Source organism: Paenibacillus aestuarii (genome assembly GCF_027789125.1).
GTDB lineage: Bacteria > Bacillota > Bacilli > Paenibacillales > NBRC-103111 > Paenibacillus_E > Paenibacillus_E aestuarii.
In genome coordinates this window covers 198919-212108 of sequence record NZ_JAQFVF010000033.1, presented here as the reverse complement: position 1 = coordinate 212108, position 13190 = coordinate 198919, and the positions used below count along the sequence as shown (strand labels likewise).

The 13190-nt window shown below is 45.9% G+C and carries 14 protein-coding genes; 4 read left to right on the top strand and 10 right to left on the bottom strand.

Annotated features, from left to right (window positions below):
* Positions 1-64 precede the first annotated feature (64 nt).
* Entirely contained in the window at positions 65-436 is a 372-nt protein-coding gene (locus O9139_RS16145) for a helix-turn-helix domain-containing protein (protein ID WP_270880488.1), read from the top strand.
* Between the two features lie 191 nt (positions 437-627).
* On the opposite strand, the gene O9139_RS16140 is transcribed toward O9139_RS16145, so the two are convergent.
* From O9139_RS16140 to O9139_RS16130, 3 genes are all read right to left on the bottom strand, one after another.
* A complete protein-coding gene (locus tag O9139_RS16140; RefSeq protein WP_270880487.1) occupies positions 628-1152 on the bottom strand; it encodes a site-specific integrase in 525 nt (174 codons plus the stop codon).
* A gap of 26 nt (positions 1153-1178) precedes the next feature.
* On the bottom strand, positions 1179-2204 hold the full coding sequence (locus O9139_RS16135) for an LCP family protein (RefSeq protein WP_270880486.1): 1026 nt from the start codon (positions 2202-2204) through the stop codon (positions 1179-1181).
* Positions 2205-2471: 267 nt separating this feature from the next.
* Positions 2472-2810, bottom strand: coding sequence for a response regulator transcription factor (locus O9139_RS16130; RefSeq protein WP_270880485.1), 339 nt, complete (start codon positions 2808-2810; stop codon positions 2472-2474).
* Positions 2811-3150: 340 nt separating this feature from the next.
* Here O9139_RS16130 and O9139_RS16125 point away from each other — a divergent pair, with 340 nt between their 5' ends.
* Positions 3151-3780: a hypothetical protein gene (locus O9139_RS16125; RefSeq protein WP_270880484.1), complete on the top strand. Its 630-nt coding sequence runs from the start codon at positions 3151-3153 to the stop codon at positions 3778-3780.
* A gap of 204 nt (positions 3781-3984) precedes the next feature.
* Positions 3985-4233 (top strand): hypothetical protein, encoded by a 249-nt coding sequence (locus O9139_RS16120; RefSeq protein ID WP_270880483.1) that lies wholly within the window; start codon positions 3985-3987, stop codon positions 4231-4233.
* A 144-nt stretch (positions 4234-4377) separates the two neighbouring features.
* On the opposite strand, the gene O9139_RS16115 is transcribed toward O9139_RS16120, so the two are convergent.
* The 4 genes from O9139_RS16115 to O9139_RS16100 all read right to left on the bottom strand — a co-directional run bounded on the left by O9139_RS16115 (position 4378) and on the right by O9139_RS16100 (position 10382).
* Positions 4378-6114 (bottom strand): stalk domain-containing protein, encoded by a 1737-nt coding sequence (locus tag O9139_RS16115; RefSeq protein WP_270880482.1) that lies wholly within the window; start codon positions 6112-6114, stop codon positions 4378-4380.
* Positions 6115-6132: 18 nt separating this feature from the next.
* Positions 6133-7446, bottom strand: a complete 1314-nt coding sequence (locus tag O9139_RS16110; protein WP_270880481.1) for a plastocyanin/azurin family copper-binding protein — start codon at positions 7444-7446, stop codon at positions 6133-6135.
* A gap of 257 nt (positions 7447-7703) precedes the next feature.
* Positions 7704-9281, bottom strand: coding sequence for an AMP-binding protein (locus O9139_RS16105; protein ID WP_270880480.1), 1578 nt, complete (start codon positions 9279-9281; stop codon positions 7704-7706).
* Positions 9282-9407: 126 nt separating this feature from the next.
* A complete protein-coding gene (locus O9139_RS16100; RefSeq protein ID WP_270880479.1) occupies positions 9408-10382 on the bottom strand; it encodes an HD-GYP domain-containing protein in 975 nt (324 codons plus the stop codon).
* Positions 10383-10633: 251 nt separating this feature from the next.
* On the opposite strand from O9139_RS16100, the gene O9139_RS16095 reads away from it, so the two are divergent.
* Positions 10634-10960 (top strand): DUF3221 domain-containing protein, encoded by a 327-nt coding sequence (locus O9139_RS16095; RefSeq protein ID WP_270880478.1) that lies wholly within the window; start codon positions 10634-10636, stop codon positions 10958-10960.
* Between the two features lie 202 nt (positions 10961-11162).
* On the opposite strand, the gene O9139_RS16090 is transcribed toward O9139_RS16095, so the two are convergent.
* From O9139_RS16090 to O9139_RS16080, 3 genes are all read right to left on the bottom strand, one after another.
* Positions 11163-11735 (bottom strand): hypothetical protein, encoded by a 573-nt coding sequence (locus tag O9139_RS16090; protein ID WP_270880477.1) that lies wholly within the window; start codon positions 11733-11735, stop codon positions 11163-11165.
* Positions 11736-11802: 67 nt separating this feature from the next.
* Entirely contained in the window at positions 11803-12300 is a 498-nt protein-coding gene (locus O9139_RS16085; protein ID WP_270880476.1) for a trypsin-like serine protease, read from the bottom strand.
* A 21-nt stretch (positions 12301-12321) separates the two neighbouring features.
* Positions 12322-13158 (bottom strand): hypothetical protein, encoded by an 837-nt coding sequence (locus O9139_RS16080; RefSeq protein WP_270880475.1) that lies wholly within the window; start codon positions 13156-13158, stop codon positions 12322-12324.
* Positions 13159-13190 lie beyond the last annotated feature (32 nt).

Here is a 13190-nt window from a genome sequence, read left to right as displayed (position 1 = left end):
AGGTCTAACAAACTGGTTATTGGTTATAATGTTAATATTCTTATTGAACTGCGAGGAATTTTAAATGACTAAATACGGGGATAGAATTGCCCTTCTTCGTGAGAAGCAAGCACTCACCCAAGAAGATTTAGCCAATAAGTTGGGCATTTCGAGAGCCGCGCTATCGCACTATGAGACTTCTCGTAGAGAGCCGGACTACGATACTATAAATAAAATAGCTTCTTTCTTCCATGTATCCATCGACTATTTGCTCGGGCGAACGAGTCAACCCGACAACGTTCTTGATCAAGAGGTTAGAGATTTCGTTGACCAACTTGAACTATCCGATGAGAAGATCTTAGAAAAGTTTGACTTAACCATTGATGGGAAAAAGTTATCTCCTGACGAGGCACGCCGGTTTATTGCCTTTGTGAGGGCGGAACGATCACTGGGCTAGTCGTTGTAATCTGTTGCACCCTGGACTCATTCCATACTTTGAATTGGTTAGGATCCATACCTAATTGCTTTAACATTACGTTAATATCAAGCGTAACTAGTGAATGCTTCTCCATAACTGCATCCTCTCTTCTGGTCATGTGACTCATTAGCATGATCATTTTTATTTGGAATGGTATGTCGATCTTTGAATTAAGCTAGAGGCACGTGCTCAGAAGCCACACCGATGTATCTCAATGTCACCGACGGTGCAGAATGGTTAAACAAGTCACGCAGGACTGATACATTCTTCGTCTTTTGATAATAGTGATAGCCATATGTTTTTCTTAGTGTGTGTGTACCGATGTCGTTCAGGCCGGCCTGTTTTGCAGCTTCATTGAGAATTCGATAGACGCGAATCCGTTTGATCGGTTTGCCCGTTCGTTGGGAAGGAAATACGTAAGCATCATCATCCATGTATCTCAAATACTCTTCAATAGATTCTTCTAGCTGGGGATGAAGCGTAAATGTTTTTTCTTTCCCCGTTCGCTCCTCCTTAATTCTCACATCGCTTTTCCCACGCAGATCCTTCACCTTCAGGGTTAGCAAATCACTTAAATGCAATCCTGAGTTGATACCAATCGTAAACAACAGCCAGTCCCGATGCGATTGTCTAATTAAAATCTCTTGAATCTCTTTTATTTTTTCATGATCACGAATAGGCTGAACAACCTGCATGCGGACAACGCTCCTTTTTCACATATCTAGCTTGATTTTTCCTCCAAAAAATTTTCTCTTAGTTCCTTGACTGCGGTCATATCCGGCAACCAATAGTACAGGCGCATTTGCATCAATGGATCCAATTCATAACCGCTTGCACCTGGGATTTGCCGGTAAGTAAAGTCGTCTTCCGTCATTCCTTTAAATAGCCATGCCAAACTAATCAGATCGTTATCTTGAAAATTGGTATCCTGTATATCCTTCTTCACCTTAGGAAGGAGAGCGGCGATCTCTCCAATGTGCTCCGGCTGAAGCAACTTGAGCGCAACGTTTTTTAATATTTGGGATTGTTCGGCTTGGCGGTCAAAATCTCCATTTGGCATCGAATATCGCTCTCTAGCTAGACTAAGTGCGATCTTCCCATTAATATGCTGTTTGCCTTGAGACAGGGTTGTATCGATATCCGGCAAAGTGATATTATGTTCAAGCTCAACATCAACGCCACCAACCGCATCGATAATATTCTCGAATCCTGCAAAGTTTGTTTTTACATAATAATTCATAGGCACTTGCAAAAAATTGCTAACCGCTTGAATAGCCTCCTTGGTCCCTTCCTCATTTCCCCCCTTTAATTCCCCGAGTATGTGAGCGTGGTTTATTTTGGTATAACCCACACCTTCAATGTTGACTCGAGTATCTCTTGGTATTGAAATAAGGTTAACTTTATGCGCTGAAGGTATGACATGCATGACCATAATAACGTCTGATCTGGAACTCTCCTCCTTCCTGGCGTCAAGGCCAAGTATAAGCACATTAAACGCTTTGATATCCTTATCTTGAGTTGAAGTCTCCTTGGGTGTTGCATCAGGAGTGACTTGTATGTTAGTATCCTGCGTACCTGGACTCATAGGCAGAGGTGATGGTTGAATAGCGACGCTCGGCGTGCTTAACACAGGTACCTCCAAACGCTTGAAGTAATGATTCGGCTCGTATTTATAATACAAATAGCTACCTGTGCCAAATAAGCCAACAAGAATGGAAGCCGCAGTGTAAAGGGTCCAACGTTTCATGTTGCCACATCCTCACGTCTTTTCAGTGATACAATTCGTATCATAAATGTTGCAAATAATTGCTGTATTTCCGCCCCGCTAGTTGTAATTGCACTATCAATTACAGACGAATATACAGAATTATCCCTTACACAGAGCTAGATACATAATGTATCTAAATTATAATCTATGATACAATATGTATTTTGTCAAGAGGATGTTTAGATGTTCCTCAAATAAATCCGCAAAATATAAAAAAAGACCTCCTCTCGGAAGTCTTCCTTCATCTTAAGAACGAATGCCTATGGAAGAAACGCGTTTACCTTCGTTCATCCCCGAAACCAGCAGCGCCTGTTGCAGCAGCAAAGCCAGTAATCGGCGCATGGAGCTGATTCCAATCTTGCTCATAATGTTAGCCAAATGAATTTTCACAGTCTTCTCACTAATGAAACAGTATTCCGCAAGCTCTCGATTCGTAAATCCGTGGGTTGCAATGAGCGCCAGAATCTCTGTTTCACGCTGGGTAAGACCATAATTTGCAAATAGTTGATGCAGCGCTGGACTGGAATCTTGCATGTGCTCCGGCTGGTGTTCCTGATCGGCTTGCTTCATTAAACTATTATTCATGTGATAACATCCTTTATCTGAATATGCTATGTCAACTGAATTGTAGCCATTTGAAAATATAACCATTTTCAATTATATACGACAATTTTCATCACATCCATGGGTGCTAAATCCTGAATTTATTCAGTAAACATGGGAAAAAAATACTATTTCGCTAGCCTAATCTAGTACCAGTTTAACCATGACATTCTTCTGATCACCCCGAAATCGCCCTCATCCCGCAATCGAAGTACCGTTTAAGTGTCAGCTGGTAATTCTGCAGATCCCGTGACATCCGTCTACGCCCCTGCATATAGTAAGTATCGAAAAGAATCCGCTTCTACCCAAGGAGGTACACCTGATGTCACCGAAAAAAACGCAAGAAGTTCGCGATATCGATAACGAGCTCCCGCAAACTTTTGACGCTGTCCAAGGAACGTCTGCGCCTTACGCAGACCCCAACGCTCCTGCATACCCTTATTCCGCTGGCTACGCGCCATACGGTTATGCATGGGTGCCTGTCTACGATCCACGCAGCTTCGGAGGATTCCCTGGCGGCGGCATGCCAGGCTTTCCATTCCCAGGCATGGGTGGCGCGCCAGGTTTCCCTGGTATGCCGGGTACACCGAGCTTTCCTGGCGGCCAGCCATCGCCGTTCCCAGGCCCAGGCTCAAGTCCATTCCCGGGCGGACCTGGTGGTCCCGGAGCTTCAGGCGCCCCTGCCGGCATGCAAGCGCCAAGCTCACCGCCGCCATCCTTTATCCCGCAAAAGCCTGTGTCCGCAACTGGCGGCGCCGCATTTGCGGTTGATCCAGGCGGTATCCGCCGTTGCATGTTCCGCTTCACTTACGTCTGGATGTCGAACGGCCAAAGCTTTTGGTTCTTCCCCGTATTCGTCGGACGTAACTCCGTCACCGGCTTCCGTTGGACTGGATTCTCCTGGATGTACTTTGGCGTTGATCTGCGCTTCATTGAAGCCTTTACCTGCTAATCGCCAAACCCGAACGGGCTGCCGCCTCACTGCGGCCCGTTCGGCTTTTTTAAGTCATTTATTATTAACATAATTTGGAATAAATAAAAGTTGACACCGACCTCCACAAACCGACACATCGCCACGAACAATATACAGATTAATAGTAGATAAATTATTTATATAATTTCATATTTATAGAAATTTAAGGTAAGGGGACGCGTCGTGAAAGGGAAAATAAGGCGGTTAATCTGGTTTTTTCCTTTATTTATTATCGTTGCCGGCTTACTGCCCAGCGTTAGAGAGAGCTGGTTGTGGGACGCATTGGGAGCGCTTCTGTTTGCGGTGCTTATCGTGACATGTGCCTGGGCTTGGCGGGATGCTGCTCGGGAAGAGCAGGCCGATCAGGAGGCTGCTGCGGGGCAGGCGGAAGATGCGGACTACCACAGGCTTAATAAAGAATTAGTGGGGTAACCACAGCACAAAGGCAAAAAGACGCAAAGCACCAAGGTACTAAGGCACAAAAGCAAGAAAGCACAATCTCATCATAGGACAAAAGGGCCTCTCCACAAGTCATACCAGATGACTAATGGATAAGGCCCTAAGCTGGTTATTCGGTTATTCCACGATCACCGACGCTTGCATCGTGGGGTGCGTCGAACAATAGTAGGTATATACGCCCGGTTTGGTAAACGTATAGCTCCATTTGTCGCCCGGCGCGATGTTTCGGCTATCGAACTGGAGTCCGAGATCCGTTACAGTGTGAATCTGCGTATCCTTGTTCATCCAAGTGACTTTCGTACCCGCTTTCACCTTCAGCTCTTTGACAGAGAAGGATGCCTGGTCGATCGAAACACTCGCCTCCCCGCCTTGCTCTCCTGCAGCTGCAGCCGGCGGTGCGTTACCGCCCGCGGGTATCGGCATTCCCATATCCATGCCTTCGTGCATAGACATCTGATGCGGGGCCGGATCATAGTTCACCACAACATTTCCTGTCGTTGGGTCATACTGAACCTTAGCGCCCAAGTTTTCCGAAACGAACCGCAGCGGCACCATGCTGGTACCGTTCAGATTAACAGGCGGTTTATCCAGCGCGAGCTCTTTCCCATTGATAAGAACACGATTGCGCCCCAACCATAGCTGAATGTCCATCCCCTTGGTCTTATAGATGACCGACTGATCAGCATCGTTCCACTCAATACCCGCTCCCAACTGAGTGCCGATGAACCTCAGCGGGACATAAGTGGTGTCCTCGATAAGTTGCGGCGCAACCTCAAGCTGGTAGGGCTGACCATTCACCATCACTTTCGTCTCCCCCGCATGCAGAACAATCGCTTGGCTCGCAGCTGAAGCAATGCTGACCATCGTGTGCAGCCCGCCGGGATAGGTGCCATTATTCGTGTTATCGACAATATTATGGCTATGAAAAGGGAAGTCGCCGCTCTGCGTGAAGGTAATCAGCAAGTCATAGCGTTCGCCGGGACCAACCTCGACCGTGTCTTTCTCAAGCGGTGCCGGCAGCGGCCGGCCATCAGAGGCTATCACTTGAAAATGATGCCCATGCAGGTGCATCGCGTGCGACTGATAGCCCGAGTTGATAATACGTACCAGCACGGTCTCGCCGACCTTCCCGGTAATCAAAGTTGTCGGATCACCTTCCGTATCCGGATAGGCCTTGCCGTTAATCGTCCAATAACGCGGATGAAACTCGGTCCGATCATAAGGTGCGCCCGTTTCAACTGCCTTGTGCCACACGGGATCAATCTCATTCAAGACGAAGGTGTAATCTTTGTCATAGTTAGGCCCGCCGGTCCAGGCCTGATTCGCCCCGTCCTTCGCTTTCACAATAAATGCGCCATGCATGCCCATTTGCAAATGCTCCACCGTATCCACATGACAATGGTAAAAATAAGTGCCCGCATGCGTCGCCGTGAAACGGTACGTGAAGCTTTCGCCGACTAGAATATCCCCCGATGTATGCGGCACGCCATCGTTGGCTTGATCCGTATCCAATCCGTGAAAATGGATCGTATGCGCCGGCCGTATGATCCCTGTCTTCTGAGGACCGATATTCGTTAAAGTGACTTCCACCTGATCGCCTTCGTTCACGACCAAGGTCGGTGCCGGAAAGACGGCGCTCCCCGGCTCATTGCGCAAACTGTATCCCCACAGGTACACCTGCGTGTTGTCCGGCAAGGCCAAATAACCGTCTGTCGCATACAAATGAAACGACTTGACCTCCGCAGCAGCTGATGGCGCAGACAGGCCAAGCCAGCCGGCCAGCGTCACCAACATGGCTGCGACGAAGGCAAACCCGCGCTGCAGCAGCCGAACGTTCCAGCTTCTCATCATCATGACCGGTCTCCGGTTCCCTTATGGATTCAAGGTAACGGCACATAATTGCAGCGCTTCATTCCAGCTGTACGTGCCACCCAGCAGATTGACCATATCTTCGACTGCCGCATAGCTATGTCCATCGATGATCTGCGGAGCCAAATCGGAGAAGAACTGCTTGCCGTTAATCACCAACGCTACACCTGATGTTGGGGCCAGCTGCGCCGGCAAATCATGCTTGCCACCGACATTGACCACGACGGCGTGCAGCTCGTTGTTCCACTCCACAGTGCCGCCCAAAGCCTCCACCATAGGCACGATTCCCGCATATACATGACCGCGAACCAACAACGCCTCCGCCGTCGTAGCCGGCTTGCCGTTCACTGTCAGCTTCACAGCGCCTTTAGGAGCTACGACAATCGTGCCTGTCATTTTGCTGCCAGAGTGCATATAACACTCATAGGTGTATGTGCCGGCCGTTGTAAAGGTCAAGCTATATGTTTTCTGTGCCATAATGATGCCCGAGTTCGTAAAGCCGGTCCCGTCAAAGTGATCGCCTCCCGCTGGCGCCATAAAAGCAGGATTCATTGCACCTTCCGGGGTGAAAAAGCTCATATTATCCGGCTTATTGAACGTAACGAAATGAGGTTCATACATATTGTTATTCAGCCATTCTACGGAATCCCCTTCGTTGATATAAAGCGTTTCCGGCATCATCGCGTTCAGCGTGAATCCACGATGGCCCATACCTGCATCGATCATATACATCGTACTGCCATCCGCGTTTTTCATGTAGTTCAAATCCGTACTCATGTGCTTTAAAGCATCCACTTGCGCCAGGAGATCATCCGTATCCGCCTTCACACCCGCCGCCTGTTCAATAACACTTGGAATAGGGGCCCCAGCTGGAAGAACGACGACCGTCCCTGTCATAAGCGGATGAAGAATACAGGCATAATTGTATGCGCCAACTGCTGTAAAAGTAATCGAATAATCTTGCCCAGGCATCAAGATGCCCGAGTTCATCAGGCTCTTCCCATCCCACTTGCTTCCGCTTGGCGCAGAAGGAGCCCCGGCTTTGGGATCATCCGGTCCTATCGGGGTATTGCCGGCCAGGAACGTCACCGTATGCGGCGTAAACATCGCGCCGTCCGTAAATTTTACGGTGTCGCCTGCATGGATGTAAATGACTTTCGGAAACATTGAATCTAGCGAGGTTTGATCCTGCTCCTTGCCGACGGAAACATTCCAGGATTGCGGTGCTGCTGCAACTGCGTCCGCCGCAAGTGCCATCCCCGCATAGGGAAGCATCAAAGCCGAGGACAATAAGAATGCCAATACTTTTTTACGCATCTTTCATTTCTCCTCACTAGATCATTTTTATGTCTTCCCCAAGAGGAAAACATACAATCCTCTTCCTCATGACAACGTTTACACCTGCGTCGTCGATACAGATTGTATCAAGGTTCAAGCAGATTAATCAATATAACTAATTGGAAAAAAGGGGCATTTTCCTCATTAAATTTTGATTAATCGAACACAACAAAAAACCCGAAAAATCGGCAGCCTTGCCAAACTGCGTCATCTTTCGGGTTCTCTATTCGCTTCGCTTACATCGTTAATTGTTTCGCTTTTTCCGTAAACGTGACATAGTCCGTCTTCCCGCTGCCGAGCAGCGGAACCACATTCGTATACGTCATTTTTGACGGGATCAACAGCGCGGACAGCTTTTGCTGCATGATATATCTGCGCAGCACCTTCTCGTCCGCATCCTCTTTGGTCGTATACAGAACGACCTGCTCTCCTTTCTTCTCGGCAGGCACGCTGACCGCGTAAAAGCCCGTATGGCCGAAACACTCCATCGCCAGCTTCTCCACCAAATTCAGTGAGACCATCTCGCCGCCAATTTTGGCAAATCGCTTCAGCCTGGAGTGAATGCTGATAAATCCGTCCTCATCCACCGTTGCAATATCGCCGCAATCGTGCCAGCCTTGAAGCGGCACATAGCCTTTCCCATGGATCAGGTAGCCCTTCATAACATTTGGCCCCTTCACATGCAGATTGCCGCCCTTGGCAATGCCTTCAACCGGCACAATCTTATACTCGACGCCAGGCACGAAGCGTCCGACCGTTCCTTTGCGGAGCGCCGCTGGCGTATTCAAAGAGAGAATCGGCGCCGTCTCGGTCACGCCATACCCTTCGAGAATCGTAATGGCAAAGCGTTGGTGCCACAGCTGCGCCACCTCCGCTTTGAGCTTCTCCCCGCCTGCAATCACATAGCGCATGCTAGCAAAATCCTGATCATCCGCGTATGCGGCATACCCCTCCAGAAAGGTGGAGGTGCCGCACATGATCGTCGATTTCGTTTTGCGCACCAGCTGGGGGATTTCCTTGTAGTGGAGCGGACTTGGGTACAAGTACAGCGGAATTCCATTCAGAATCGGCAATATGACCAGCATCAGCCCAAAGCAGTGGAACATCGGCAGCGAGTTGAAAACCTTGTCCTCGTTGTCGATATCCAGTACGGCCAGAGCCTGCTTGGCATTGGCAAACAAGTTGTCATGGCTCAGCACGACACCTTTTGGCTTGCTCTCCGTGCCTGAAGTAAACTGAATCATTTCGTTCACTTCTGCGCTGGATCTTTTACCTGCCAAATAAAGCAACAGCCCTTTTATTTTATCCCCTAAAGTAATTGTTTTCTGCAAATCTTCCAGATACAAAATGCGGCATCCCTGTGCCAGAAAGTCGACGATGGCCTGCAAATTTCCCTTCTCAATAAACACCCGGGATGTTAATATCGTCCTTACGGAAGCGGTTTCACAACAGTCTTTCAGCGATTCAGCCCCCATTGAAAAATTAAGCATTGCAGGCGTTTTGCCCATACGAAATAGTGAAAAAATGGTCACGATATTCCCGATGGCGTTCGGCAGCAGCACGCCGATGCGCTCTTCTTTAGCAAGATGAGCTTTTAGTTTCAAGCTTAACACATAAATGGATAAAATTAATTTTTTGTAGGAAATGGCTGCACGAATATCCTCGACAATCTTCGCATTCGGTCCAACTCGTCTAGCAATCTCCAGAAGCTCATTGAACAGATTGACATTCTTCTTAGATTGCATGGACTGGATAAATTTTGCCTCTATCGTCTTTTCGCTTTTGTCTACGTCTTGCGGCCCCACAACTTTCATGCAGCAAAGTCTCTCCCTCTGTTAGTCATACTTTTATAATATCATATTAACATGATCAAGATTCCTTAAAAATAGAAAAGAGCCGCTCCCATGCAGACCGCCGCTGGTGGAAGAGCCCTTTTTATGTCAGATGATTTGTGTGACCAGAACACTAAGGTTCTCAGCCAGATTCACTACTTCATTCGTATCTTGATAGCGAATAACGGGGCGTTGGAGATGACTGGTAATGGCAAAAACGAGAGCCTCTCTCCCATTATTCATCCTGACATTCATCCCTGGCAAATAAGCAGGTACTGCAGAAACAAATGCCCGCACATGCTCCACGGTGAAACGCTTGCCCGAGAGCGACATCAAGTACTCAATCGCTTCGTGAGGGGCCAGGCTGCCGTCACTGATTTTCGCTTCGAACAGGTTCGCCATACCGCAAACTTGGGCAAACGGATGGAATGCCGTTCCTTCGATGGCTCGCGGATGACCCGTTCCATCTAAGCGTTCGTGATGCTGGAACGCAAGATGAGCCGCTATCAAACTAACCTCACGGCACGTCTTGATGAAATTGAACCCAGCCTCGGGGTGATTGGCAGGGTCCGCGTCCAACACCTTGCCGATGTCATGCAGCAGACAACCGACAGCCAGGTCACGCAGCTGAAGTTCGTTATACCCTAGGCGAACGCCAGTCAACAGCGCCCAGATTGTGACATTCACGACATGCGCATACAACTGCAGCTCTTTCGGAATCATGGACGCTGGCATGGGGAGAAGCATCTTCCGCGTCTTGACTTCGTTCAAAAGCTTTCCGGCACACGCGAACACTTCCCGATGCATAAGCACCTTCTTATCCTTCGCTGTTTGATAACACAACTGCATCAATTGAATCTGCTCCAGCCAGCTAGGCATATCCAGCATATCGTCCAGGGTGATCCCTGTCGATTGTTCATCTTCAATCATAAGACAGGTTATGCCCATCTCAAGCAGCCTTTCTACCAGTCTGGCATGCAAGACTCTTCCTGATCCTATTAATATTCTGCCACGTGTATCGTACACAGGCTTGGCTAGTACCATCGTTCGTTCATCATACGCATTGATATCGATCATTCTCATTCTTATACTCTCCTTATACACCGACTGAGGTAACCGAACCTGGATTTTCCAATTATAACTGGAATGTTTTAAAACGAATTAAGGTAATCGCTTCGTAGGTATGATTTTTTTTAATATCAGATTTACATTTACCTTAACGGAAATAAATGTTTTGTTAATAAACTAAGAGGGCAAATATCGGTCACTTCAAATAAATGAGTCAGCAGACTTCTAACGATTTCAGAGAGACTTCATGTAGAGGAGCGAATGCAATGAAGGGTATTTTTGCGGTACTTGTATTCATGCTGTCGCTATGCGGTTGCACACAACAAAAGAAAGAGTCGTGGAATTATGGCGAGGGTTACGTGGTAGCGAAAGAGAATGATAAAGTGCTAGTCGTTCGTAACAAGGTTGCCAATATTAACGCTCCTTTAAGCGAAATTTTAGCAAACGAATCTGATGCGATCTGGCTGACCGTAACAAAAGACAACTCCAAAGCTGTTAACATTGGTGACAAAGTAACGATGGCCATCACGGATGGGATCATCGAACAATCCTATCCAGGACAAGCGGCAGGAACCTTGGAAGTACGGAAATAAAAATAGCAAAAAGAGCTAAGCATTAAGCTGCTTAGCTCTTTCAGTAACCGGGATGCGGTCGGAGGGATTTGAACCCTCACGCCTTGTGAGCGCCACCCTTTAAAATAAAACCATCCTCAATTTTTAGCTATTCACGAAATTCCACCACGAAACGACTTTCTCAAAACTCTCATTAAAATATATAATTCATACCCCATTTATCTCAATCAATATATTGTCCATTTTTCGAATCTATTTTAACTAACCTTTTATTTTCCATTGTAATAATATCATCAACGAGTATCCTCCATGTCTTATCTTCCTTATTGAAATCGACGTTTCGTACAAACAATTGGACACTCTTTTCGCTTTGTAAAGCAGTCGCTATCGCTTTAGTTTCATCAATAGGGAGTATATCGGGGAAATCTTCGGGCTGTACTGCTATTTTACTCCCCCGCAAGAGTTGGGATTTTAACTTTGTTCCAACTGCAAATTGATTATCTTTATCAATATAGTAAGCCGTTTTAACTTTTTGTCCAATCTGTAAATCACTAAAATGAATTTTATTATTGTCCGCATCTGTTATTAGGGTATAATTCTGTATGTTTATTAAATGCGATTGCACCATTTTATCTTTTGCATGAGCTTCTGCAACCAATACATTGTTATCTTTGTTGTCAAATGAAATGATATATCCCGTTATTCCTTGGACTTCTATGATATTGTGTGATTTAAGGCTACTGCATCCACTTATAACAACCATAATTATCATCCAAGTAGCTAGGATAAATTTCATGCGTCTTTTCCTCCTCGGATATAAAATAAAGCCCACATTAGAAATACTTCTTTTGTGGGCTTTGAAACTAATAGCCTGTTATAGCAGTGACACCTAAGCTACTTAATACTCTAGAAACTTTGGAGTATAGATTATCATAGTTGTTACTAAGATTAGTAGCTACATGTATGCCCATTAGCTGATAAGCAGAGAAAGTTGGTCCTCCACTATCACCACTCTGTGCATAGTAATTTGCCTCAACTTGTCCCGAGTAATATCCACCACCAGCAACACTTCCTGAGAAATTTGTGCTTATTACTGTACCACAATTAGAATTATCTGTTTTACCGCCAGACACGCATACTGTGTCGCCTACAGTTTCTCCTCCCAGTGGTAGCGTTGATTTCATAGTCATATATGTCGAATTGTTATTTGAATAGATATAATGACTAAGTTTATCTGGTGATACCAAAATTAAGCCCGCATCAGCATAAGAACTACTACTCTTAGCTGCGGTAGTTCCAATGCTTCTTCCACCTTGATACCAAGTTTCACCAATTGCACCGAGACAATGCCCTGCAGTCACAATATAAGTAGTGCTCCCGCCTTATGCGGAAAACCCTGCTGTGCAATAATTAGGATCACCACCTTTGTCAATTGACAAACCACCAGCTACACCACCATAATTCGTCTTAGAATTCGTAATTTGGAATGAGGTTGCTTCTTGTTTGACTACGATCATATTTTTATCAAACATTTTATTAAGCGTTGTCGAAGTATCGGCGTTCAAATTTTCAACGCCAATTTGAACCTTTTGTTCAGGAAGCAATGTTCTCACTGAAACTAGTTTAATACCTGCCTTTTCAATTTCAAATCGTGAATCATCTACTTGTTGGTGTAAATCATTAAGTTCATCCTCAGTATATTTTGCCTCATAAAATTTTATTAAATGAGGATTGCCGTATAAATCCTTTATATCATTTGCTTCTTTATTTAATTTTTCCAAGGAGCCTTTAAAGCCAATATTAACTATACCTCCACTTTTTTGGTCGATATAGATTCCTCCAAAGCTCCCATTCTTGATATTTGCTTTGATGTATTCCTTAATTTTAGGTACACCATTTTTCTGCATATCAATTCTTTTATCTAACGCTTCCTCTTCATTCTGAGTTAACACTACACCATACTTTTTCCCTTTACCTGTAAATAGGCTTTGCTCGGTCTTAATAAGGCTTCGCATATGATTCTGTTCAGTATCCAATCCAAATGTCTCTCGAAATTTAGAATTCTTCTCAATATCGAATCTATTATCTTGTATTTTATCAAGATTTGTAGACAACTGCTCTTGCTCAGGATTCGGTGTCGCATTTGAGACTGTAGGAACTATTAATAATGCAGCTAAAGAAATAGAAACAGCTATTACACGGAAACTATTTGTTGTCATTACATTCACCCCAAGTCTAATTTTATAGCCAT